The sequence below is a fragment of the Mesorhizobium sp. genome (assembly GCF_005063415.1).
Lineage (GTDB): Bacteria > Pseudomonadota > Alphaproteobacteria > Rhizobiales > Rhizobiaceae > Mesorhizobium.
In genome coordinates this window covers 16,124-39,804 of the sequence record NZ_SUEG01000040.1, presented here as the reverse complement: position 1 = coordinate 39,804, position 23,681 = coordinate 16,124, and the positions used below count along the sequence as shown (strand labels likewise).

25 protein-coding genes are annotated in these 23,681 nt (G+C 62.9%); 19 read left to right on the top strand and 6 right to left on the bottom strand.

What is annotated here, in order from left to right:
- Positions 1-35 precede the first annotated feature (35 nt).
- From E5W70_RS13435 to E5W70_RS13420, 4 genes are all read right to left on the bottom strand, one after another.
- Positions 36-1,013, bottom strand: coding sequence for a GlxA family transcriptional regulator (locus E5W70_RS13435; protein ID WP_292658704.1), 978 nt, complete (start codon positions 1,011-1,013; stop codon positions 36-38).
- A 169-nt stretch (positions 1,014-1,182) separates the two neighbouring features.
- The gene (locus E5W70_RS13430; protein ID WP_292658699.1) at positions 1,183-1,830 is read right to left on the bottom strand and encodes a dihydrofolate reductase family protein; all 648 of its coding nucleotides are present in this window, start codon (positions 1,828-1,830) and stop codon (positions 1,183-1,185) included.
- Between the two features lie 402 nt (positions 1,831-2,232).
- The gene (hemB, locus tag E5W70_RS13425) at positions 2,233-3,264 is read right to left on the bottom strand and encodes a porphobilinogen synthase (RefSeq protein ID WP_292658696.1); all 1,032 of its coding nucleotides are present in this window, start codon (positions 3,262-3,264) and stop codon (positions 2,233-2,235) included.
- 86 nt (positions 3,265-3,350) lie between these two features.
- The gene (locus E5W70_RS13420; RefSeq protein WP_292658694.1) at positions 3,351-4,175 is read right to left on the bottom strand and encodes a DUF2066 domain-containing protein; all 825 of its coding nucleotides are present in this window, start codon (positions 4,173-4,175) and stop codon (positions 3,351-3,353) included.
- A gap of 145 nt (positions 4,176-4,320) precedes the next feature.
- Here E5W70_RS13420 and E5W70_RS13415 point away from each other — a divergent pair, with 145 nt between their 5' ends.
- From E5W70_RS13415 to E5W70_RS13340, 16 genes are all read left to right on the top strand, one after another.
- The gene (locus E5W70_RS13415; RefSeq protein WP_292658692.1) at positions 4,321-5,364 is read left to right on the top strand and encodes an enoyl-CoA hydratase/isomerase family protein; all 1,044 of its coding nucleotides are present in this window, start codon (positions 4,321-4,323) and stop codon (positions 5,362-5,364) included.
- Positions 5,361-5,783, top strand: coding sequence for a DUF6163 family protein (locus tag E5W70_RS13410; RefSeq protein ID WP_292658690.1), 423 nt, complete (start codon positions 5,361-5,363; stop codon positions 5,781-5,783). The genes E5W70_RS13415 and E5W70_RS13410 overlap by 4 nt, the downstream gene beginning before the upstream one ends.
- Before the next feature lie 203 nt (positions 5,784-5,986).
- Positions 5,987-6,502: a winged helix DNA-binding protein gene (locus tag E5W70_RS13405; RefSeq protein WP_023674486.1), complete on the top strand. Its 516-nt coding sequence runs from the start codon at positions 5,987-5,989 to the stop codon at positions 6,500-6,502.
- Positions 6,503-6,840: 338 nt separating this feature from the next.
- Positions 6,841-8,094 (top strand): L,D-transpeptidase family protein, encoded by a 1,254-nt coding sequence (locus E5W70_RS13400; RefSeq protein WP_292658684.1) that lies wholly within the window; start codon positions 6,841-6,843, stop codon positions 8,092-8,094.
- A gap of 298 nt (positions 8,095-8,392) precedes the next feature.
- Positions 8,393-9,706 carry a serine hydroxymethyltransferase gene (gene glyA, locus E5W70_RS13395; protein ID WP_292658681.1) on the top strand — a complete coding sequence of 438 codons (1,314 nt, stop codon included), beginning with the start codon at positions 8,393-8,395 and terminating at the stop codon, positions 9,704-9,706.
- Positions 9,707-9,775: 69 nt separating this feature from the next.
- The gene (locus E5W70_RS13390) at positions 9,776-10,357 is read left to right on the top strand and encodes a hypothetical protein (protein ID WP_366509699.1); all 582 of its coding nucleotides are present in this window, start codon (positions 9,776-9,778) and stop codon (positions 10,355-10,357) included.
- 153 nt (positions 10,358-10,510) lie between these two features.
- Positions 10,511-11,020 carry a transcriptional regulator NrdR gene (nrdR, locus tag E5W70_RS13385; RefSeq protein WP_292658679.1) on the top strand — a complete coding sequence of 170 codons (510 nt, stop codon included), beginning with the start codon at positions 10,511-10,513 and terminating at the stop codon, positions 11,018-11,020.
- A gap of 2 nt (positions 11,021-11,022) precedes the next feature.
- On the top strand, positions 11,023-12,153 hold the full coding sequence (ribD, locus tag E5W70_RS13380) for a bifunctional diaminohydroxyphosphoribosylaminopyrimidine deaminase/5-amino-6-(5-phosphoribosylamino)uracil reductase RibD (RefSeq protein WP_292658676.1): 1,131 nt from the start codon (positions 11,023-11,025) through the stop codon (positions 12,151-12,153).
- A gap of 30 nt (positions 12,154-12,183) precedes the next feature.
- Positions 12,184-12,801, top strand: a complete 618-nt coding sequence (locus tag E5W70_RS13375; protein WP_292658673.1) for a riboflavin synthase — start codon at positions 12,184-12,186, stop codon at positions 12,799-12,801.
- Between the two features lie 130 nt (positions 12,802-12,931).
- On the top strand, positions 12,932-13,426 hold the full coding sequence (gene ribH, locus E5W70_RS13370) for a 6,7-dimethyl-8-ribityllumazine synthase (RefSeq protein ID WP_292658670.1): 495 nt from the start codon (positions 12,932-12,934) through the stop codon (positions 13,424-13,426).
- A complete protein-coding gene (gene nusB, locus E5W70_RS13365) occupies positions 13,423-13,923 on the top strand; it encodes a transcription antitermination factor NusB (RefSeq protein ID WP_292658668.1) in 501 nt (166 codons plus the stop codon). Before ribH ends, nusB begins: the two co-directional genes overlap by 4 nt.
- Positions 13,920-15,137 carry an MFS transporter gene (locus E5W70_RS13360; RefSeq protein WP_292658665.1) on the top strand — a complete coding sequence of 406 codons (1,218 nt, stop codon included), beginning with the start codon at positions 13,920-13,922 and terminating at the stop codon, positions 15,135-15,137. Before nusB ends, E5W70_RS13360 begins: the two co-directional genes overlap by 4 nt.
- Before the next feature lie 159 nt (positions 15,138-15,296).
- Positions 15,297-16,208, top strand: coding sequence for an ABC transporter substrate-binding protein (locus E5W70_RS13355; RefSeq protein WP_292658663.1), 912 nt, complete (start codon positions 15,297-15,299; stop codon positions 16,206-16,208).
- Between the two features lie 43 nt (positions 16,209-16,251).
- Entirely contained in the window at positions 16,252-17,427 is a 1,176-nt protein-coding gene (locus tag E5W70_RS13350; protein ID WP_292658660.1) for an ABC transporter permease, read from the top strand.
- Positions 17,424-18,362, top strand: a complete 939-nt coding sequence (locus E5W70_RS13345; protein WP_292658657.1) for an ABC transporter ATP-binding protein — start codon at positions 17,424-17,426, stop codon at positions 18,360-18,362. Before E5W70_RS13350 ends, E5W70_RS13345 begins: the two co-directional genes overlap by 4 nt.
- Positions 18,359-19,108 carry an ABC transporter permease gene (locus E5W70_RS13340; protein ID WP_292658654.1) on the top strand — a complete coding sequence of 250 codons (750 nt, stop codon included), beginning with the start codon at positions 18,359-18,361 and terminating at the stop codon, positions 19,106-19,108. The genes E5W70_RS13345 and E5W70_RS13340 overlap by 4 nt, the downstream gene beginning before the upstream one ends.
- A gap of 24 nt (positions 19,109-19,132) precedes the next feature.
- Here E5W70_RS13340 and E5W70_RS13335 read toward each other — a convergent pair whose 3' ends face one another.
- Positions 19,133-19,366: a hypothetical protein gene (locus E5W70_RS13335; RefSeq protein ID WP_292658650.1), complete on the bottom strand. Its 234-nt coding sequence runs from the start codon at positions 19,364-19,366 to the stop codon at positions 19,133-19,135.
- 79 nt (positions 19,367-19,445) lie between these two features.
- Between E5W70_RS13335 and E5W70_RS13330 the strand changes: the two genes are divergently transcribed.
- Positions 19,446-19,946, top strand: a complete 501-nt coding sequence (locus E5W70_RS13330; protein ID WP_292658647.1) for a DUF2165 domain-containing protein — start codon at positions 19,446-19,448, stop codon at positions 19,944-19,946.
- Between the two features lie 253 nt (positions 19,947-20,199).
- On the top strand, positions 20,200-22,341 hold the full coding sequence (locus tag E5W70_RS13325) for a sodium-translocating pyrophosphatase (RefSeq protein ID WP_292658645.1): 2,142 nt from the start codon (positions 20,200-20,202) through the stop codon (positions 22,339-22,341).
- A 119-nt stretch (positions 22,342-22,460) separates the two neighbouring features.
- Here E5W70_RS13325 and E5W70_RS13320 read toward each other — a convergent pair whose 3' ends face one another.
- Positions 22,461-22,994 (bottom strand): outer membrane protein assembly factor BamE, encoded by a 534-nt coding sequence (locus E5W70_RS13320; RefSeq protein ID WP_023674505.1) that lies wholly within the window; start codon positions 22,992-22,994, stop codon positions 22,461-22,463.
- 114 nt (positions 22,995-23,108) lie between these two features.
- Between E5W70_RS13320 and E5W70_RS13315 the strand changes: the two genes are divergently transcribed.
- Positions 23,109-23,666, top strand: a complete 558-nt coding sequence (locus E5W70_RS13315) for a ubiquinol-cytochrome C chaperone family protein (RefSeq protein ID WP_292658642.1) — start codon at positions 23,109-23,111, stop codon at positions 23,664-23,666.
- The last annotated feature ends 15 nt before the right edge of the window (positions 23,667-23,681 follow it).

Here is a 23,681-nt window from a genome sequence, read left to right as displayed (position 1 = left end):
GTGGGCGGGAACTCGGCGTGGAGCGGTTAACGCATCTAATGCCGCCGCAACACCTTCGGCGCGTGGCCGTGCTCCTCCCGGAACGCCCGGGCAAAGCTCGACATTGAGGCGAAGCCGCAGGCCAGCGCGACGTCGCGCACCATCAGCGTCGAATGGGCCAAGAGGTCGGCGGCGCGCTTCAGCCGCAGGCGGCGGTAATAGCCGTTGGGCGAGATGCTGAGTTCGGAGCGGAAATTGCGTTCGAGCTTATCGGAGGAGACACCAAGCCGCCCCGCCAGCTCCGCCATGCCGAGCCGCTCCTCCACCCGATCCTCCATGATGGCGATGGCCGACAGCACCAGCTCGTTCTGCACGCCGGTGCGCAAGCGCAGCGGCATCAGCTTGCGGTCGACGCTGGAGCGCAGCGGGCTGTGCACGAACCATTCGGCGACGCCGGCCGCGAGTTCGGCGCCATAGTCGTTGGTGATGATTTCCAGCATCATGTCGAGACTGCCGACGCCGCCGGCCGAAGTAAAGCGCTTGCGGTCGATGACATAGAGATCGCGCCTCAGCTCGATATCCGGAAACGCCTCGGTGAAGGCCGCCTGGCTGGTCCAGTGCAAGGTGCAGGCATGGCCGTCGAGCAGGCCCGCGCGGGCGAGGAAGAACGCCGCGTCAGCCACCGCACCGATATGGGCGCCGCCGCGCAGGCTCTTGCGGATCCAGCTCACCGCATCGTGCGCGACGAGATGATCGGCATCGCCGCCCGAGCAGACAACGATGCGATCGACCTTCGGCGCGTCATGGGCGGCAAAGCCGGGCTGGATGACGACGCCGTTCGAGGCCTCCACCGGACCTTCGGCGGCGCCGACGATGATCCAGCGGTAGCAGTCCCGCTTCGCCAGCACGTTGGCGGCGCGGAGCGGCTCGATGACCGAGCTGAACGCCATCATCGGGAACCCGGGGAAGACCAGGATGGCGAAGGTGAGCGGGGCGTCGCTTGCCGTTGGTTGGTTGCGCGGTCGGTTGTTCATGGTGTGCATTACAATTCTGCCAGATGCCGCTTAGTCAATTACAATTGCGGGACGGATGGCGCCGCCCCTCATTGCCCTGCCGGGCATTTCTCCCCGTATAGTGACGGGGAGAAATGGGCCTGCACCAAGGGTTTGCCAATAGCGCAGACAAAAACGCCCACGCTACTTCCTAATCGCGCTCGATGATGACATGCGTGGCCTTCGGCGTCGCGACCTGCTCGCTGCAGCGATAGCCGAGCTTAGGCATGTCGATGCCGGCAAAAAGGCTCTCGCCGGCGCCTAGCAGGACCGGTGAGATCGCCAGATGCATTTCGTCGATGAGCTTTTCCTGGAGATATTGGCGGATCGTGGCGACGCCGCCGCCGAGCCGTACATCCTTGCCGTCAGCCACTGCTTTCGCCTTCTCCAGCGCCGAATGGATGCCGTCGGTGACGAAATGGAAAGTCGTGCCACCTTCCATGACGATGGGCTCACGCGCATGGTGCGTCAGCACGAAGACCGGCACGTGGTAGGGTGGGTTGTCACCCCACCAGCCTTTCCAGCTGTCATCCGGCCATTCGCCGCGGATCGGCCCGAACATGTTGCGGCCCAGGATCCATGCGCCGACATTTTCGAAGCTGCGCGCCGCGAACGCCTCGTCCGTGTCCGTGGTCCCGCCATCCTTGCCGAGGACCATCTTGCGGAAGGTGCGGGTGCCGAACATCCATTCGTGCAGGGCCTCCCCGCCAATACCCAGCGGATTCTTCAGGTCTTGGTCGGGACCGGCGCCGAAGCCGTCGATCGACAGGGTGAAAGCCTTGACGCGAAGTTTGGACATGAGAGCCTCCTCGATAACCAATTGTGAGATGCAAGCAGTTATCGGATAGCTTAACTGATTGCATTTTGCAAGCGGTATTTTGAATCGCCGGTGGGGCAATCACTTCCAAATCATGTTGGAATAACCAATCTCAATGTCGGCGCCGCCCCTCATCCGCCTGCCGGCAGCTTCTCCCCGCATAGTGACGGGGCGAAGGGGCTGGCCGCAACGTCGGCGATGTTTTTGCAACGCTGGAGATTGGCGAAATCTTTTGCCAACGCGTCTTTCTCCCGGTCACTTTACGGGGAGAAATGCCGGGCAGGGCAATGAGGGGCAGCGTAAGCCTGAAGCGATTGTCCTGCGGCGGCCATGTCACGTCTTGGACGAAGGAGCGCTACTCGATGTAGACGCTACAAAGGCGCATCACCCCTTGAGCATCGCCGCCACTTCAGGCGCGAAATAGGTCAGGATGCCGTCGCAGCCGGCGCGCTTGAAGGCGAGCAGCGATTCCAGCATCGCCTTTTCGCCGTCGATCCAGCCGTTGGCGGCGGCGGCCTTGATCATCGAATATTCGCCCGAGACCTGATAGGCGAACGTCGGCATCTGCAACTCGTCCTTCAGCCGGCGGATGATGTCGAGATAGGGCAGGCCGGGCTTGACCATCAGCATGTCGGCGCCCTCGGCGAGATCCTGCTCGGCCTCGCGCACCGCTTCGTCGGAATTGGCGTGGTCGATGTAATAGGTCTTCTTGTCGCCCTTGAGCAGGCCGGCGGTGCCGACCGCCTCACGATAGGGGCCGTAAAAGGCGGATGCGAACTTGGTCGCATAGGACATGATCGCTACATCCTGAAACCCATTGGCGTCCAGCGCATCGCGGATGGCACCGATCCGGCCGTCCATCATGTCCGAGGGGGCGATGATGTCGGCCCCTGCCGCCGCCTGGATGACGGCCGCCGCCGTCACTTGCTCCACCGTTTCATCATTGACGATAATGCCCTCGCGCAAGATGCCGTCATGGCCATGCGAGGTGAACGGGTCAAGCGCGGCGTCGGTGATGATGCCGATCTCCGGGACTGCGTGCTTGATGGCGCGGGTGGCACGGTTGATGATGTTTTCCGGATCGAGGATGTGCGAACCGGTCTGATCACGCAGGCCGAGCTCCACATTGGGGAAAGTGGCGATCGCCGGAATGCCAAGCTTAGCCGCGCGCTCAGCCTCCTTGACGGCGAGGTCGAGCGACAGGCGGAACACGCCGGGCATGGCGGCGATCGGTTCGCGCACGTGTCTGCCGTCGACGACGAAGATCGGCCAGATCAGATCGTCGACCGAGAGCCGGTTCTCCTGGACAAGGCGGCGCGACCAATCGGCCTTGCGCATGCGCCGCAGCCGCCGGCTGCCGGTGATCTCGTCGACGCTGCGCGCGCCGGCAGGCTTTGCAGGGGTGAATTTGTTCATCGCAAAAACTCCGGATCGGCGGCTTTTACCACGAGCCTCCGCTGCTGACCAATGCGACACGATTGTGCCAGCGGTCCTGTTGGGCGCTATTCTGGTTGACCATTGCCTGACAGGATCTGCGCAGCACCCCGCATGGCGACGCGGAATGCCTCGTCGAAGCTAACGCCGCGCACTTGCCATTTGTAGCTCTTGCCCTTCATGACAAGCCGCCAATCGGCGACCCAGCCAAGTTCCTTATCGCGCCAGATGATGCTGCCGGCGAGTGCCTGGTCGGCGCCGGCTTTCCTCGCAAGCTGGTCCAATGTCGCCATGTCGGCATGGCTGAGGCTTCGGTCGTCCAGCTTTGAGGCGGAGAGTAGCGACGCTGCGGGAAATACAATCCGCATGACCAGTGGACCGGTGGCATTGGCAAAGGATTCGCGCATCGCCGGTCCGCGCTGATCGTCCGCGGTCAGCGCGAAATGTCTCGCGCCTTGCTCCGCGCTGAGAAAAATCGCCAAGCGTGGCCGCTCGGCAAGCCATGGCTTGCTGCCAAGCCCGGCAAGCACGGGATCTATGACTTCGGGCTGATAAAGGCAGGTGAGATCGTGCGGTCGGTCGTGGGTGCCCTGTTCGTCATGGACCGGAATGCCTTCGAGACGATCATGATAGCGGAATTCGGCAACGAAGCTGCCGGCCTTGTCGCGCAGCGCCGCCATCTCAGCTCTCTTCGGCAGCCGCTGATCGCCGGACACACGAACCAGCACCGCATCGAGGCAGGCCTTGAAACCGATCTGCCTGTTGACCTCGCCCTGGCCGGTGACGATGGTCTGCGATTGATAGAGCTGGTCGACGGTTTCGGCCGATACGGGAGGAGTGTTCGCAGCGATCAGGCCGACCACCACAACAGCAAGGCGCGGCAACCAAGGCATGGTTCAACCTTCCGGTTCAAAGCGCCAGTATTAGCACTGGGTGACGCCGACGACCAAGCAGCGGATTGGGCGCCGCCATTGACGCGGCCATGCGCCACGCTTTAGCACTTCACTCCCGGCGGGCGCGGGGAGGGATTCTCTGGCGATGGATTTTGGCGGAGGCGACGAGATTCGCTTCGAAAGATTGGGCAGGGCCGGCGTCGTCACGCTGACGCGGCCGCAGGCGCTCAATGCCGTGACCCACCGCATGGTCAAGGCGCTGGACAAGGCGCTGCGCAGTTGGGAGCGCGACGACGGCGTCGACGTTGTCGTCGTCAAGGCCGAGGGCAGGGCGTTTTCCGCAGGCGGCGACATCCTCCACATCTACGAAGCCGGCCGCGCAGGAAAGCCTCCGGTCGATTTCTTCGTCGATGAATACCGGCTGAACGCCCGCATCGCCCGCATCAAGAAACCCTATGTCGCGCTGATCGACGGCATCGTCATGGGCGGCGGCGTCGGTATCTCCTTCCATGGCTCGCAGCGGGTGCTGACCGAGAACGCCCAGTTTGCCATGCCCGAGGTCGGCATTGGCTTTTTCCCGGATGTTGGCGCGAGCCATCTGTTGCCGGATCTCGGCGGCAGCTTCGGCATGTATCTGGCGCTGACCGGCAACCGCATCCGCTATGGCGATGCTTTGTGGTCGGGCCTCGCCACCCATACGATCAAGGCAGAGGACCAGGCCGGCTTTCTCGACCGTCTGGCGGAAAGCGGCGACCCGGAATCAGTGCTGCGCGGTTGCTTCATCCCGGCCAGGCGCGAGACCGACAGGCCGACACTGGAAGCCATCGCCCGGCATTTCGCGCAGCCGTCGCTGGCCGATATCGTCGCCAGTCTGGAGCGGGCAGCCACTGCCGACGAGTTCGCTGCAAAGACGCTGGCCACCATCCGCACCCGTTCACCGACCAGCCTGCATGTTGCATGGCGCCAGATCAGCGCCGGGCAGACGCTGTCGATGGACGAGTGCATGAAAATGGAGTTTCGTATCCTCAACCGCATGCTCGCCGGGCACGACTTCTATGAAGGCATCCGCGCCGCCATCATCGACAAGGGCTCGACACCGCAATGGCGGCCGGCAGGTATCGATATGGTCAGCGCCGTCGACGTCGACGCCTATTTCGCACCGCTCGGCGAACGGGAACTGAAGCTGTGAGCGAGGTCGCCTCGAGACGCGTGGTGCTGCAGCCCTCGACGGTCGAGGTCATCTTCGCCTGGTTCCAGCGCGTCATCGCCGGCTACTGCCTGCTGTTCGGCATCTTGTACTGGATCCGGCTGATCGGCTTTTACCCCGGCCCGTTGTGGCGCTTCGACCTGATGCCGGTGCACTGGCAGGTGGCGGCGGTGGTGCTGGCGGTGTTTTTTCCATTCGCTGCCGCCGGCCTCTGGATGCTGGCGTCCTGGGGGCCGGTGATCTGGTTCATCTGCGCGGTGACCGAGAGCGTCATGTATGCCGGCTTTCCTGAGTTGTTCGGTCACCGGCCGCTGATCGTCGCCTCGCACCTTGCGGTGGCGCTGCTCTACATAGTGTTCCGCGTGGTGATCTGGATCCAGAAGCGGCAGGCCCGGCGATAGCAATTCCGGTCGAAGATCGTTGGCTAAATCTTTAGGTTAATTATCCTTGCTCGGGTGACCGTCCGTTAAGCCTCTTTCGAAACCCCTTACCGGTAAGCTCTTGTTAGCCTTGGCGTTTAAGTCGAATTTTATGAGTATTCGATAGTGTCGCGATCAAGGTGAAGAACAAAAAATCACCGGGCGACAAACGAGAGGCAAAGACAATGATCAATTCGCGTCCGGCGGCGAAGACCGCCAACGTATCCGATGACCGCCGCGAGGCGATCCGTTCGCTGTACATGGAATCGCTGCAGCTGGTCGAGCGGCTGCATCGCCGTCTGCTTGATGTGATCAAGGACGAATTCGACCGCAACGGCCGCTCCGATATCAACGCCATCCAGGCGCTGCTCCTGTTCAACATCGGCAATTCGGAGCTGACCGCCGGCGAACTGCGCTCGCGCGGCTATTATCTCGGCTCGAATGTCTCCTATAATCTGAAGAAGCTGGTCGATCTCGGCTTCATCAACCACCAGCGCTCGCGCATCGACCGCCGTTCGGTGCGGGTTTCGCTGACGCCGAAGGGCAATGAAGTGGCGGAAGTCGTCGCCGGCCTTTACGAGCGCCATGTCGGCTCGATCGAGCAGGTCGGCGGCATCAACACCGAAGAGTTCAAGCAGATGAACCGCGCCCTGCAGCGGTTGGATCGGTTCTGGAACGATACCATCGCCTATCGGATGTAGTCGCATCCGCCGCAGCAAGATCTGAAGCTGGACCACGGAAGCGCTGCCGCGGAGCAGACCAAAGGCCGGTGCCGAAAAGCACCGGTCTTTCCGTTTCGTCAGGCCGGCCGATCCAAATTCGAGCAACAGCCACGTTGCCGCCATATTCCAGTGGAACCGAAGATGCGGGTGATGCTGGGGCCAAAGCCGTGCATTTGTCCTGTGCTCAAATCACTTCCCATGTGTTTTTACACCGAAGTGATGCGGGCCATGGTTGGCTAATTGTTAAGAAGCCAACTCTAGAGTGCGGGCGAGACCGCCCGGTGAGTGGAATTGTAGCAAGAATGTCTGGACCGTCCATGAGAACCAGCCGCCGTTTCTTCCTTTCAGGGGCCTCCGCGCTCGCAGCCGCTATGGTCGCCGGCCGAGCTAGTGCGCAGGATGTGATCGGGGATATCCTGAAATCCTCGGCCCGCGGCAATTGGGACGACCAGTTCGACGCGCGCCCCAGCCAGGGCGGCAAGGTGGCCTCGACGCTGCCCATCTTCAGCCTGCAGACCGTTTCGTTTACCGAGCAGGCGGTCGCGCAATACCAGAACATCGTTGCCCAGGGCGGCTGGGAGCCGGTTCCCGACAGCAAGAAATTGCAGCTCGGCGTCGATGATCCCGACGTGGTCCCGCTGCGCAAGCGCCTGATGATTGCGGGCGATCTGGCGCAGAGCGCCGGCATTTCGACAGCCTTCGATTCCTATGTCGACTCGGCGGTCAAGCGCTTCCAGGCGCGTCACGGCCTGCCTGCCGACGGGACGCTGGGCCAATATTCTTATGCGGCGATGAATGTTTCGGCGCCAATTCGGCTCGGCCAGTTGCAGACCAATCTGCAGCGGCTGCGCGAGCGCGCCGGCACGCTGGGCAACCGTTACGTGCTGGTCGACATTCCAGGCGCCCAGATCGAGGCGGTCGAGAACGATCGCGTCGTGCTGCGCCATACCGCGATCGTCGGCAAGATCGACCGGCAGACGCCGATCGTCAATTCCAAGATCAACGAGATCATCGTCAATCCCTACTGGAACGCGCCGGTCTCTATCGTGCGCAAGGACATCATTCCGCTGATGCGGAAGGACCCCAACTATCTCAAGGACAGCCACATCCGTCTGTTCGCGCCGGATGGCAGCGAGGTTGATCCGCTGACCGTCGACTGGTCGACCGACGACGCCGAGAAGTACCGCTTCCGCCAGGATCCGGGTGCTGGCAACGCGATGGCCTCGGTCAAGATCAATTTCCCCAGCCCGGACGGCGTCTACATGCACGATACGCCGCAGCAGAGCCTGTTCGGCAAGATGATGCGCTTCGATTCCTCGGGCTGCGTGCGCGTCCAGAACGTGCGCGATCTCGTCACCTGGATCCTGCGCGACACGCCGGGCTGGAATCGCCAGCATTTCGAGGCGGCGATCAAGAGCGGCGAGAACGTCCCGGTGCAGGTCACCAATCCGGTGGCGGTCTATTTCCTCTACATCTCGGCCTGGTCGACGGGGCCGGGCGTGGTGCAGTTCCGCGACGATATTTACGGCCTCGACGGGGCCAACGAGCTGCAGATCACATCCGCGCTCTAAGCAGCTGAGTTCATTTGCAAAAGGCCGCCAGAAGGGCGGCCTTTTTTATTGTCGTCGTCGCGCTCTGAGCTTTGCGGATGATTCCGAAAATCGGTTTTCGCCACGGACCATATTCAAACCATGCGGGGCTGTTCAGGAGATCACGCGAAGCCCTGCTGCCGGCCGGCAGGCGAAGAAATAATGTGCTTTCAGGGGGGCTGCCGCAATCCGGCCAGCAAATTTCGCGCTGCAAACGTGGCGGGCCGAAAGCAACTGTGTTAATGGCGCGACAGGCCCCGAACCTTGAGGATTTCAGCCCATGGCAACAGCAGCGGCAGTGTCGAACAAATTCGAATCCTTCTTCGAAACCACGCTTGCCGATGCCGACCCCGAGATTTTCGGCGCGATTCGCAACGAACTCGGCCGCCAGCGCCACGAGATCGAGCTGATTGCCTCGGAAAACATCGTCTCGCGCGCCGTGCTCGAGGCGCAAGGGTCGATCATGACCAACAAATATGCCGAGGGCTATCCGGGCAAGCGCTACTATGGCGGCTGCCAATTCGTCGATGTCGCCGAGGAACTGGCCATTGAACGCGCGAAAAAGCTGTTCGGCTGCAACTTCGCCAACGTCCAGCCGAATTCCGGCAGCCAGATGAACCAGGCGGTGTTCCTGGCGTTGCTGCAGCCCGGCGACACCTTCATGGGCCTCGACCTCAATTCCGGCGGGCACCTGACGCATGGCTCGCCGGTCAATATGAGCGGCAAATGGTTCAAGGTTGTCTCCTATGGCGTGCGCAGGGAAGACCATCTGCTCGACATGGACGCGATCGAGAAGACCGCCCATGAGACCAGGCCGAAGCTGATCCTGGCTGGCGGCACCGCCTATTCACGCGTCTGGGACTGGAAGCGTTTTCGCGAGATCGCCGATTCGATCGGTGCCTATCTGATGGTCGACATGGCCCACATCGCCGGCCTGGTTGCCGGCGGCATGCATCCTTCGCCGCTGCCGCATGCCCACGTGGTCACCACCACGACGCACAAATCGCTGCGCGGCCCGCGCGGCGGCATGATCCTTTGCAACGACGAGGATATTGCCAAAAAGATGAATTCGGCCGTCTTCCCCGGCCTGCAGGGTGGACCGCTGATGCATGTCATCGCCGCCAAGGCGGTGGCTCTGGGCGAGGCGCTGAAGCCGAGCTTCAAGATCTATGCCGAGAGCGTCGTCGCCAATGCCAAGGCGCTGGCCTCCAGTCTGCAGGAGACCGGTCTCGACATCGTCTCCGGCGGCACCGACAACCATCTGATGCTGGTCGACCTGCGCCCCAAGAACGCCACCGGCAAGCGCGCCGAGGCTGCCCTTGGCCGCGCCAACATCACCTGCAACAAAAACGGCATCCCCTTCGACCCGGAAAAGCCTTTTGTCACCTCCGGCGTTCGGCTCGGCACGCCGGCCGGCACCACGCGCGGCTTCGGCCAGGCCGAGTTCCGCGAGATTGGCAAGCTGATCGCCGAAGTGCTGGATGGACTGAAAGTCGCCAATTCCGACGAGGGCAATGCGGCGGTCGAGGCAGCCGTGAAGACCAAGGTGGCGGCATTGACGGATCGTTTTCCGCTTTACCCCTATCTTGGTTGACGCAGGGCGTCGTTCCCCAACTGTGACGGCGCCGATCAACTGGACACGGCGGCATCTCGGAGAGGCTTGATGATGATGCGAATTTTCCGTTTCGCCAGCGTTGGCGCCTTGCTCACCTTAGCCATCTCGCAGCAGTCCGACGCCGCCTTGGCTCAGACCGAGCCGCCGCCGGCAGCACCCAAGACAGAGACCTTCGGCAGGTGGTCCACCACGGTGGACGAGGTCAACACCGGTGAGGATGTGCGCAAGACCTGTGCCGCCTCGACGGTCTTTTTCGACGCTAACGGGACCAGCGGCACCCTTACGCTGGCCATCTCGAATGGCGACGTATTGCCACCCGAGGGCTATCCGAGCCTCATCATCGCCGTGAAAAACAGTGACTTGCCCAAGGGTGACAACATCCCGGCGGTGTTCCGCGACGTCAACGACAAGATCAAGGCTGGTTTTCATCCTATCGCCGACGGCCAGTGGATAGTGAACAACAAGCCCGAGACAACCCTCGCGATACTGCGTGCCATGCGCCGTACCAGCGCCCTCGATGTCAGCTTCGCCGACAAGCCGGTCGCGACCATATCGATGGACGGCTTCACCAAGGCCTATCGCTATCTCGGCACGTCGTGCGGCTTCCCGACCGGCGACGTCGCTCCCTGATTGGCGTATTGCCGTCCAACTAAGTGCCGCTCTCGCAATTTTCCTCGTGCCTCGCTATCTCTGAGGCGCGATCGGTCATCGGCCATACTTTGCCATCGTGGCAAAAACCTCTAAGCCTTTCGCTCCACGAGAATCGCGAACCGAAGGCTCTCCATGCGCTGTCCCTACTGCCAGTCCGAAGATACGCAGGTGAAGGATTCGCGCCCCGCCGAAGACGGCGCGGCGATCCGCAGGCGGCGCGTCTGCCCAGATTGCGGCGGCCGCTTCACCACTTTCGAGCGCGTGCAATTGCGCGACCTCGTCGTGGTGAAGAAGTCTGGACGCAAAGTGCCCTTCGACCGCGACAAGCTGCTGCGCTCGGTCGAGATTGCGGTACGCAAGCGCAACGTCGACCCGGAACGTATCGACCGCGCTGTGACCGGCATTGTGCGCCAGCTCGAAAGCTCGGGCGAGACCGAAGTGGCTTCTGGCGAAGTCGGCCGGCTGGTCATGGAGGCGCTTAAGTCGCTCGATGATGTCGCCTATGTGCGCTTTGCCTCCGTCTACCGCAATTTCCGCGAGGCCAAGGATTTCCACGACGTGTTGGGTGAGCTCAAGGGCGACGAGCTCAAAACTGACGAGCCTAGGGGCGAAGAGCTGAAGAGCGAAGAGGACGCCGGCTGAGCATGGCAAGGTCCGAGCGCAGCACGGCGGAGCAAGAGGTCCTCGATCGCCGCTATATGGCGGCAGCCCTTAGGCTGTCGCGCAAGAATGCCGGCCGGACCTCGACCAATCCGTCCGTCGGCACGCTGATCGTACGCGACGACGGCGACGGGCCGATGATCGTCGGCAGCGGCGTCACGGCCGTCGGCGGCCGGCCGCATGCCGAGACCGAAGCGCTGGCCGAGGCCGGCGAACTGGCGCGCGGCGCCACCGCCTATGTAACGCTGGAGCCTTGCGCCCATCACGGCCGCACGCCGCCTTGCGCCAATGCGCTGGTCAGTGCCGGCGTGTCGCGTGTGGTTGGCGCTGCCAGCGATCCGGACCCGCGTGTTTCCGGCAAGGGCTATGCAATCTTGCATGCCGCTGGCGTCGAGGTGGTGGAAAAAGTGCTGGCGGCCGAGGCCGCGGAGCAGATGGCCGGCTATTTGATTCGATCTCTGAAAAAACGTCCGGAAGTGATCCTGAAGCTTGCGCTTTCGAGCGACAACAAGATCGGCGTGAGAGGCGAGGGGCAGGTCTCCATCACCGGCGACATCGCCCGGCGCGAAGTCTATCTGATGCGCGCCGAAGCCGATGGCATATTGATCGGCATCGGCACGGCACTGGAGGACGATCCGGCGCTGACGGTTAGGCTTCCGGGACTGGAGAGCCGTTCGCCGGCGCGCATCGTGCTCGACCGTCAGATCAGGCTACCCGAGACTTCGAAACTGGTCGCCGGCGTCGACCGTGTGCCGCTCTATATCGCTGCCTGCGCCGAGGCCGATCCGCACCGGCGCGCCGCGCTCGAACGCGCCGGCGTTCGCTTCATCGGCACTGAGACCTATGAAGGCGATATTGCGCTGCCGGAACTGCTCGAGGATCTGGCGGCGCTCGGCATGGCCAGCGTCCTGGTCGAGGGCGGCGCCAGGGTGGCCAAGGCGTTCCTCGACGAACAACTGGTCGATCGCATCGTGCTGTTTCGGGGACCGGACGCGATCGGCGAGGGCGGTATTGCATCGCCGATCGATGCCAACAATATCCCGCCGGGATTTCGCAAATTGCGCAGCATGCGTTTCGGCGAAGACACATATGCGGAATGGATAAGAGACATCTAGGACCGAACTGATGTTCACGGGGCCAAACTGATGTTCACTGGAATCGTCACCGATGTCGGCACCGTCGCTGCCGTGAAGCCGCTCAGGGAAGGCGTCGGTTTGCGTATCGACACCGCCTACGATCCGCAGACCATTGCCATCGGCGCCTCGATTTCCTGCGGCGGTGTCTGCCTGACGGTGACGGGGTTGCCGGAAGACGGCGCCAACGCACGCTGGTTCGAAGTCGAGGCCTGGGAAGAAGCACTCAGGCTGACGACCGCGATGGGCTGGAAATCCGGCACGCGTATCAACCTGGAGCGGGCGCTGAAGATCGGCGACGAGCTTGGCGGCCATATCGTGTCAGGCCATGTCGACGGCATGGCCGAGATCGTGGCCCGCAAGGAAGAGGGTGACGCCGTGCGCTTTACCCTGGAAGCACCGCGCGAGCTTGCCAAATTTATCGCCCCCAAGGGTTCCGTCGCACTCGACGGCACTTCGCTCACCGTCAACAAGGTCGAAGGCACCCGCTTCGACGTGCTGTTGATCCACCATTCGCTGACCGTCACCACCTGGGGCGAACGCCAGGTCGGCGACTGGGTCAATCTCGAGATCGACACCATGGCCCGCTACGCGGCGCGATTGGTGGAGGCGGCGAAGGAGGGACTTTGAGGCGGTCGTCCATAAAGCCCATTCCCTGATGCGACCGCCGCCGGGTTGGCCTTGAACGTTCCTTCGGCAATCTTCCGCTTGCGATCAAACCGGCTTCGGCCTAAGTCACCGGCGATCCCCGGAGACATCTATGGCAGGCACATCCCAACACGGCAAAGCGTTCATCCGTCCGAAGAAGAAGGCCCACCTTCTTGTCATCGAGGCGCGCTTTCACGACGACCTTGCGGACGCGCTGCTCGAGGGCGCGACCAGCGCGCTCGACGAAGCGGGCGCGACATACGATGTCGTCACCGTTCCGGGCTCGCTCGAAATCCCGGCGGTGATTTCCTTCGCGCTCGACGGTGCCTCCGAAGGCGGGACGAACTATGACGGTTTCGTCGCCCTCGGCACGGTGATCCGCGGCGACACTTATCATTTCGAGATCGTCGCCAATGAATCCAGCCGTGCCCTGATGGACCTGTCCGTGCAGGATTCGGTCTGCATCGGCAACGGCGTCCTGACCACCGAAAACGACGAACAGGCCTGGACACGGGCCAGGCGCTCCGAAGGCGACAAGGGCGGCTTTGCGGCGCGTGCGGCGCTGACCATGATTGCGCTCAAGCAGCAGTTGGGAGAGCGATCGTGAGCGAACCCGCTTCGCCCGGCCAGCCTGCGGTTCGCCACGCTAACAAGCGCGGTGCTGCCCGTCTGGCCGCCGTGCAGGCGCTCTACCAGATGGACGTCGCCGGCAGCGGTGTGTTTGAGATCACCGCCGAATACGAGGCGTTCAGGCTCGGCAAGGAAGTCGACGGCGCGCTCTATCGCGAAGCCGATGCGCAATGGTTCCGCGCCATTCTTGCCGGCGTTGTCGAGCACCAGAAGACGATCGATCCAGTCATCCGACAGGCGCTGACCGAGGACTGGCCTCTGTCGAGGCTCGATTCCACATTGCGCGCCATATTGCGCGCCGGCGTCTACGAGCTGATGCAGCGCGAGGACGTGCCGGTGGCGGTCATCGTTTCCGAATATGTCGACATCGCCAAGGCATTTTACGAGGAAGACGAGCCGAGACTGGTCAATGCGGTGCTTGATCGCGTGTCGCGCCGGGTGCGCGGCGAGGGCCGCGGCAAGGACGCCCTATGACTGCCGTCGTCGCCGTTGAGGCGGGCAAGGAAGCGCGTCGCACCGCCTTCATCCTTGCAGCCTCGCAGGCGATCATCGGCTCGGCCGCACCCATCGCCATTTCCATGGGCGGATTGGCCGGGCAGTACCTGCTCGACGCCGACAAGTCGCTGGCAACCGCGCCGATCACCGGTTTCAATGTCGGCGTGGCGCTCGGTTCCTTGCCGGCCGCGGCGATCATCCGCCGGCTCGGGCAGCGCGACGGCTTCATGACCGGCACGGCGGTCACAGCGCTTGGCGGCCTAGTCGCCACGCTGGCGCTGTTTCATGCCAGCTTCTGGCTCTTCGCTTTCGGCCTTGCCGTGATCGGGATCGGTGGCGCCTTTGTCCAGCAGTTCCGCTTTGCCGCCGCCGACAATGCTCCGCCTGAATTCAAGGCGCGCGCCATCTCCTTCGTGCTGGCCGGCGGCATCGTCACCGCCATCCTTGGGCCGCAGATCGTCATCTTCACCGGCGATCTGTTCTCGCCGGTGAAGTTTGCCGGCTCGTTTGCGTCAATCCTGGTGCTGGCGGCGGTCGGCGCCGCCATTCTCTCTTTGTTGCGCATCCCGGCCAAGGCAACCGACAAGGTGGAAATCGCCGACAGCGACGCCCGGCCGCTCTCAGAAATCGTCACCAGGCCGCGCTTCGTCGCGGCGCTGTTTTGCGCCGTCGGCAGCTACGCGCTGATGAGCTTCGTCATGACCGGAGCGCCGCTGGCCATGGTCGGCTGCGGCCTGTCGACCGACGACGCCACGCTCGGCATTTCCTGGCACGTCATGGCGATGTTCGCGCCGAGCTTCTTTACTGGGTCGCTGATCCATCGTTTTGGCGCGGAGCGGATCGTGGCCATCGGCCTGGTGCTGCTCATTGGCTGCGGTATAGTCGCGCTGTCGGGGTTGGCACTTTGGCAGTTCTGGACGACGCTGATCCTGCTCGGCCTCGGCTGGAACTTCAGCTTCATCGGCGCCACCGCCATGGTGGCCGACAGCTACCAGCCATCCGAAAAAGGCAAGGTCCAGGGGTTCCACGATTTCGTCCTGTTCGGCTCCGTCGCCTTCGCCTCGCTGATGTCCGGAGCGGTCTACAATGCCTGGGGCTGGGAGATGCTGAACTGGATGATTTTCCCGGTCGTCGTGCTGTGCTTCGTGGCACTGGGCGTGTTGAAGATGACGGGCTTGCGCGCGGTCAACTGACGTCACGCTGTCGGGACGGCGCAGCAGCGGAGTCACTCCCATCCGAACAAAATTATTGCGCCCATCCCCCCTCTTATGAAACCGTGTACCCCGACGGGGCATCGAAGCCATGCTCATATGCGGCAGCCGTATTCCGGTTCACAGCAAGGGATTTGTGAGATGTTTTCACTCAAGGTTCTGGCCGGTGCTGTACTGGCGCTCGGCATCACGGCAGCCTCGGCAAGCGCCCAGGTGGTGGTGTCGTCGAAGATCGACACCGAGGGCGGTGTGCTCGGCAACATCATCCAGCTGGTGCTGAACGCCAATAATATCCAGACTACCGACCGCATCCAACTCGGCGGCACGCCCGTGGTACGCAAGGCGATTACAGCCGGCGAGATCGACATCTATCCGGAATACACCGGCAACGCCGCCTTCTTCTTCGAGAAGGCCGACGATCCGGTGTGGAAAGATGCCGCCAAGGCGTACGAGACTGCCAAGAAGCTCGACTACGACGCCAACAAGATCGTCTGGCTGTCCCCGTCACCGGCCAACAACACCTGGGCGATCGCCCTGCGCAAGGAGGTCGCCGAGACCAACAAGCTTGTGACGCTATCCGACTTCGGCAAATACGTCTCGGGCAGCGGCAAGGTGGTGCTGGCGGCCTCCGCCGAGTTCGTCAATTCGGCGGCCGCGCTGCCCGCTTTCCAGAAGACCTATGGCTTCACGCTGAAGCCGGACCAGTTGATCACGCTGTCGGGCGGCGACACGGCGGCGACCATTGCCGCTGCGGCCAACCAGACCAACGGTGCCAACGCCGCCATGGTCTATGGCACCGACGGCGGCATCGCGCCTTCCGGCCTCGTCGTGCTTGAAGACGACAAGGGTGTGCAGCCGGTCTACCAGCCGGCGCCGATCATCCGCGAGGCGGTGCTGAAGGAGCATCCCGAGATCGAGACGCTGCTGAAGCCGGTCTTCGCCAAGCTCGATCTCGTCACGCTGCAGGAGTTGAATGGCCGCGTGCAGGTTGGCGGCGAGCCGGTCAAGGGCGTCGCTGAGGACTTTTTGAAAAAGAACGGCTTCCTGAAGTAAGGCGATTCCGGCGCGCCGCTTTCGAGGTGTGCCGGATCGGCCGATGGGGGAGGGCGTGCGCATCCGGTTCGACAAGCTCGGCGTGGTCATCGCGGCGATATCGGCCTATGCGGCTTTTGCGGCACCATTCGCCACGTTCCGCGCCAATCGCATCGTACCCGGCGAGGCGCGCTCGATCCTCGAATCTTTGCCTGCGACGGTCGGTCCGCTATTGATGGCGATTGTTGTCGCATCGGCGCTCATTGCGCTGCTGAAAACGCCGCTTGCCCTGCGCCTCGGCGCCAGTGTGGTTGCACTTGCGGCGCTGGCGCTGCTGATCGGCGTTGCCGGCAGCTTCCTGACGCCCGCCGGCAACACCTTTGCCCGTATCTCGCCGGCTTCGGGCTTCTGGCTGCTTATTTTCGCCTTTACGCTTCTGCTCGCCGACGTGCTTACAAGGCTGAACCTGTCGCCGCAGGCGCGGGTCGGCGTGCTTGTTGTCGCCGCAGCGGCGATCGGCCTGCTGCTGGTCTCGGGGAGCTGGAACAGCCTGTCGATCCTCAAGGAATATTTCAATCGCGCCGATAGTTTTTGGGCGGAAGGCTCCAAGCACGTGACGTTGGCGCTGGGTTCACTGGCGGCAGCAGTAATTATCGGCTTGCCGCTAGGCATTCTTTGCCACCGCGTCGAGAAATTGCGGGCCGGTGTGCTCAACGTACTGAACATCATCCAGACCATTCCTTCGATCGCGCTGTTCGGCCTCTTGATCGCACCGCTCGGCTGGGTTGCTTCGCATGTGCCGGGAGCAGCCGCGCTCGGCATTCGCGGCATCGGCACAGCGCCGGCTTTCGTCGCCCTGTTCCTCTATTCGCTGCTGCCGGTGGTGGCCAACACCGTGGTCGGCCTTGCCGGTGTGCCGCGTGCCGCCAACGACGCAGCACGCGGCATGGGTATGACCGATCGCCAGCGGCTGTTCGGCGTCGAGTTTCCGCTGGCCTTCCCGGTGATCCTCACCGGCATCCGCATCGTGCTGGTGCAGAATATCGGCCTCGCCACGATTGCCGCGCTGATCGGCGGCGGCGGCTTTGGCGTGTTCGTGTTCCAGGGCGTCGGTCAGACGGCGATGGATCTGGTGCTGCTCGGCGCCGTGCCGACGGTGGCGCTGGCCTTCGCCGCTGCCATCATCCTCGATGCAGTCATCGAAATGAGCGCCAGCAAGCGCAGGGTTGAAACGGCATGATCGAGATCGAAGGCATCACCAAGCGCTACGGCGAAACGACAGTTGTCGATGACGTGTCGATAGTAATCGAGCCGCGCAGCATCGCCGTCATCGTCGGCACCTCCGGCTCCGGCAAGACGACGCTGCTTCGCATGATCAACCGGCTGGTCGAGCCGACATCGGGCGTGATCAAGCTCGACGGCGTAGACAACCGCTCGGTGCCGGATTACGAGCTGCGTCGCAGCATCGGCTATGCCATCCAGGGCCATGGCCTGTTTCCGCATCGCACGGTGGCGCAGAACATCGCCACTGTGCCGGTGTTGCTTGGCTGGAATGCCAACCGCATCAAGGCTCGCGTCGAGGAGCTGATGACGCTCTACCAACTCGACCCCCAAGCGTACGGGCCACGCTATCCGCATGAGCTTTCCGGCGGCCAGCAGCAGCGCGTCGGCGTCGCCCGCGCTCTTGCTGCGGAACCCAACGTGCTGTTGATGGATGAGCCGTTCGGCGCGCTCGATCCGATCATTCGCAACAAGGCGCAGGAGGACCTGCTGGCGATCCAGAAGCGCTTCGGCACCACCATCATCCTTGTCACCCATGACATGGAGGAGGCTGTTCACATGGGCGACAAGATCGCGGTGATGGATGGCGGCAAAGTGGTGCAATATGCCGGGCCGGCCGAGATACTGGCAAAACCGGCCAGTGCGTTTGTCGAAACCCTGGTAGGTGCCAGCGAAAAACCGTTCCGGCTGTTGTCGCTTGGCCGGGTCCGCGACGCGGTGGAAAAGGGCACCGCCGAAGGCGAGGCGATCCCCGGTGATGCCAGCCAGCGCGACGCGCTCGCCGAACTCCTGTGGTCGGGCCGCCCGGCGCTGCCGGTGAAGGATGCCGAAGGCAAGCCGCTTGGCCGCGTCACGGTGGACGGGCTGGTTAAGCGCGCGGCGAGGCCGGCATGAAGGCTTGGCTTCCCTCGCTGCTCAGGCTTGCCCTGGTGGTGGTGCTTATTGCCTTCGTCACCAATCCCGGCTGGTTCGAACCGCTGCTGAAGCCGCTGACAGAGAACAATGCGCCGGTAATCTATAATCAGGGCAGCCTGTTGACGCTAACGCTGCTGCATCTGCGGACCGTGCTGATCGCAACGGTTGCCGCGACGATCGTTGCGGTCGCGCTCGCCATTCTGGTCACCAGGCCAGCCGGCGCCGAATTCCTGCCGCTGTCGCGCAGCCTGGTCAATATAGGCCAGACCTTTCCACCGGTGGCGGTACTGGCGCTTGCCGTGCCGGCGGTCGGCTTCGGAGAAAAGCCGACGCTGATTGCGCTGTTTCTCTATGGCTTGCTGCCGATCTTCGAGAACGCGCTGACCGGCCTGACGACGCTGCCGGCCAACGTCGTCGAGGCGGCGCGTGGCGCCGGCATGACTGGCTGGCAAAGGCTGGTCAAGATCGAGCTGCCGCTCAGCGCGCCGATCATTCTCGGCGGTATCCGGCTGTCGGTGGTGATCAGCCTCGCCACCGCGACCATCGGCTCGACGGTGGCGGCGAGGACACTGGGCGAAGTGATCATCGCCGGCCTGCTGTCGAACAACCTCGCCTTCATCCTGCAGGGCGGCCTGATCGTCGCCGCCCTTGCCGTGCTGATCTATGATGGGCTGTCAGCGATCGAGCGCTACACGGGCCGGCGCATGGGGCGCGAGGCCGAGTAACCTCTCGGGCGAAGTTCGTTTCTTTCAGCGGCCCGTTGAACGCGCTGGATGGTCGAGCGTCAGTTCGAGCGTGGTGCCCGTCTCGCTGGCGACCCAGCGGCGGCGGATGATGGCGAAATCGTGCTGTGTGCCGGCTCTAACCACAGAGACCAAGTCGCCCACCGCGCAATCACTGTCGAGATCGAGGACTTCGACAGTCTCGGCAATGTCTTGCTTGCCGGCATAATGTCTCGCAATGGCTGTGAGCACGATGATCACTGGCCCACCCGTTGCGCGATCTTCGGGACTCGGCGATTGATGAGTGCGATGCCCCGATCTTTCAGCAGGAGTTCTTGCCATGACCGCGCGCTTCTCCAAGATCGTCATGTGTTTGTGTCTGGCGGCTTTCGCCTTCCTCGTCGCCTTCGGCAACATCACCGATTACGGCTCAAACTTCGCCTTTGTCCAGCATGTGCTGAGCATGGACACGACCTTTCCCGGCAATGCGCTGATGTACCGCTCGATCACCACCCCGGCCTTGTGGACGGCGGGCTACTGGCTGATCATCCTTGGCGAGGCGCTGACCTGTCTGCTCTACTTGATCGCCGCCTGGCAACTCTGGCAGGCGCGCAACGCCAGCGGACAGACTTTCAACGATGCCAAGAAGTTCGCCATCATTGCAGCCACCATGGGCTTCCTCGTTTGGTATTTCGGCTTCATGGTCGTTGGCGGCGAGTGGTTCGCCATGTGGCAGTCTTCGACTTGGAATGGTCAGGAGGCGGCGTTTAAATTCTACATGACCATGCTGGTGGTGCTGGTCTTCGTCATCCAGCCGGACGGCGACCCGCGCAAAGTCTGACCGCCGTTCGCCGATTTCAATCGATCTAACCGGACGGCAGTGTCGACAGGCGCACTGCCGTCCAGCCTTTTAGACGAAACCCGGGATCTTTTGGGCGAAAGCCAGACAGAAACCGAACAATATCTTGACGTTCCGAGCCCTGTTTCGCATAAGCCGCTGCGAAGGGACGGATTCCGGTTGCGGAAAATTCGTCCCCTGTCTCAACGGCCCGGGGAGGGGTTCTTTTGGGCCACCAATCGAGGAAAATTCGGCAATGACCATAATTTCAGCCGTCATCGCCTGCGGTCTGCTTTCAGTCCTTTACGCCATCTGGGCGACACGTTCGGTCCTCGCGGCCGATCAGGGCAATGCACGCATGCAGGAAATTTCCGCGGCCATCCGCGAAGGCGCTCAGGCTTATCTGGCGCGCCAGTACACCACCATCGCCATCGTCGGCGTCGTGGTCCTGCTGCTCGCCTGGTGGCTGCTTTCGATCACCGCCGCCATCGGCTTCCTGATCGGCGCCGTTCTATCGGGTGCCGCCGGCTTCATTGGCATGCACGTCTCGGTGCGCGCCAATGTGCGCACCGCGCAGGCGGCTTCCAACAGCCTCGCTGCCGGCCTCGAGATCGCCTTCAAGTCGGGCGCCATCACCGGCATGCTGGTTGCTGGCCTGGCCCTGCTCGGCGTCTCGATCTACTACCTGATCCTGACCCAGTTCATGGGTCTGCAGCCCAATGATCGCGTCGTCATCGACTCGCTTGTTTCGCTCGGCTTCGGCGCCTCGCTGATCTCGATCTTCGCCCGTCTCGGCGGCGGGATCTTCACAAAAGGCGCCGACGTCGGCGGGGATCTAGTCGGCAAGGTTGAAGCCGGCATTCCCGAAGACGATCCGCGCAATCCGGCCACCATTGCCGACAATGTCGGCGACAATGTCGGCGATTGCGCCGGCATGGCCGCCGACCTGTTCGAGACCTATGCGGTGACCGTGGTCGCCACCATGGTCCTCGCCGCCATCTTCTTCGGTGGCACCGCCGTTCTCGGCGCGGCCATGCTCTATCCGCTGGCCATCTGCGGCGCCTGCATCCTCACCTCGATCGTCGGCACCTTCTTCGTCAAGCTCGGTTCCAGCGGCTCGATCATGGGCGCGCTCTACAAGGGCCTGATAGTCACCGGCCTGCTGTCGATCGTCGGCCTTGCCGTCGCCACTTCGGCATGTATCGGCTGGGGCGAGATCGGCACCGTCGCCGGCATGGCCATCACCGGCACGAACCTGTTCATCTGCGGCCTGGTCGGCCTTTTGGTAACCGGCCTGATCGTGGTGATCACCGAATATTATACCGGCACCAACAAGCGCCCGGTGAACTCGATCGCCCAGGCCTCGGTCACCGGTCACGGCACCAACGTCATCCAGGGCCTAGCGGTCTCGCTGGAATCGACGGCGTTGCCGGCGATCGTCATCGTCGGCGGCATCATCTCGACATACCAGCTCGCCGGCCTCTACGGCACGGCAATCGCGGTGACGACGATGCTTGGCCTCGCCGGCATGATCGTCGCGCTCGATGCCTTCGGCCCGGTCACCGACAATGCCGGCGGCATTGCCGAAATGGCCGGCCTGCCCAAGGAAGTGCGCCAGTCCACAGACGCGCTCGACGCTGTCGGCAACACCACCAAAGCGGTAACCAAGGGCTACGCCATCGGCTCGGCCGGCCTCGGCGCGCTGGTGCTGTTCGCGGCCTACTCTAACGACCTGAAGTTCTTTGCCGCCAATGGCGACAAATACCCCTACTTCCAGGGCATGGGCGACGTCTCCTTCGACCTCTCCAATCCTTATGTCGTCGCCGGCCTGATCTTTGGTGGCCTGATCCCGTATCTGTTCGGCGGCATCGCCATGACCGCCGTCGGCCGCGCCGCGGGTGCTATCGTCCAGGAGGTGCGAAAGCAGTTCCGCGAGGATCCGGGCATCATGGCCGGCACCTCGAAGCCGAACTATGCGCGCGCCGTCGATCTTCTGACCAAGGCAGCGATCCGGGAGATGATCGTTCCGTCATTGCTGCCGGTGCTGGCACCGCTGGTGGTCTATTTCGGCGTCCTCCTGATCTCCGGTTCGAAGGCATCCGCCTTTGCCGCGCTCGGCGCCTCGCTGCTCGGCGTCATCGTCAACGGCCTGTTCGTTGCCATCTCGATGACCTCCGGCGGCGGTGCCTGGGACAACGCCAAGAAGTCGTTCGAAGACGGTTTCGTCGACAAGGACGGCCTCAAGCACCTCAAGGGCTCCGAAGCGCACAAGGCCTCGGTGACCGGCGACACGGTGGGTGATCCCTACAAGGATACTGCTGGGCCGGCGGTCAACCCGGCGATCAAGATCACCAATATCGTCGCGCTGCTGTTGCTGGCCGTGCTCGCGCACGGCTAAGCTCAGCCGCTACGACTCAAGACAAAACCCGCGGGATCGCTCCCGCGGGTTTTTCATTGCCTGAGATGTGCCGCTTACAGGGAAGCGAAAGGAACGAAAGCCGATACCGCCGGGGTGGATCAGGTGCCGCCGAGCGTGCTGCCGCCGCTGGCGCCGGGAACACCAGGCGCCAGCTTGCTGGCACCACTGATGATCTGGCTGAGGAAGTTCTGGTCCTTGCCGCCGGTCGGCGTGGTGCGCGAGATGAAGTCGAACACCTTGCCGTCCTTCAGGCCATAATTGGCGATCTGGGTGACGCGCCCGTCATCGCCAAAATAGACCGCCAGCACATGCTGGTCGACCAGCCGCGGCTTGTCGAAGGCGACATAGCGCTTGCGCGTCTGCGAAATGTAATAAAAGGCCTCGTTGTCGAAGGTCGCCTTCGTCGAGGGAGTGCCGAGCGCCAGCAGCACCTGTTCGCGGCTTGAGCCGACCGGCACCAGGTCGATCGCCTGCTGGTCGATGACGTAGCCTTGCGTCAGCGTCTCGCTCGGATTGAGATCGCCGATCATCTTGGACGAATTGCAGGCGGAAAGCGCCGCAGCGATCACCAGCAGCGAAACCGCACCGCCGGGCCTGGGCAGGAAAGTCGACTTGAATTTCAGCGCGCGCAACTACAACTCCATAAGCTGGCCGCAACTTGCGCTGGGCCGCAAAACCGGTAAACCAGCTTGCTTGCCGATGCAACAAGGCCACTTCAACAAACGGTCCCGGGAGACCACCCTCAAATGTTCCAGCGCCTCTTTGGCCGCGAACGACATGCCAACCGCGCCATCACCGAGGCGCTTTACGCACAAATCGTGGCGGCGGCGCGGCAAACGGTGTTTTATTCCGCCTGGAACGTGCCGGACACGCCGCTCGGCCGCTTCGAGATGCTGTCGTTGCACATGTTCCTGTTCCAGCACCGGTTGCGCGGCGAGGGTGGTGCTGCGGCAGAGGTTGCGCAGGTGCTGATCGACGAGTTCTTCATGGATGTCGAACATTCGTTGCGGGAATTGGGCATTGGCGACGTCGGCGTGCCGAAGCGCATGCGGAAACTGGCGAAGATGTTCTATGGCCGCACCGCCGCCTATGACGATGCGCTGCAACGAAATGACCATTATGCACTTGCCGCCGCCCTTGCCCGCAATGTCAGGCCCGACGCCGGCGCCTGGCCGCAAGCGTCGCAACTGGCACTCTATGCCGCCGATGCGTCAAGGCAACTCACGGAACAGCTGACCGAATCTATTGTTTCCGGCACGGTGGCATTTCCCGTGGCCAACTCTGAGCGACGGCGGGCCGAGTGAAGGCGACGAAGTGGA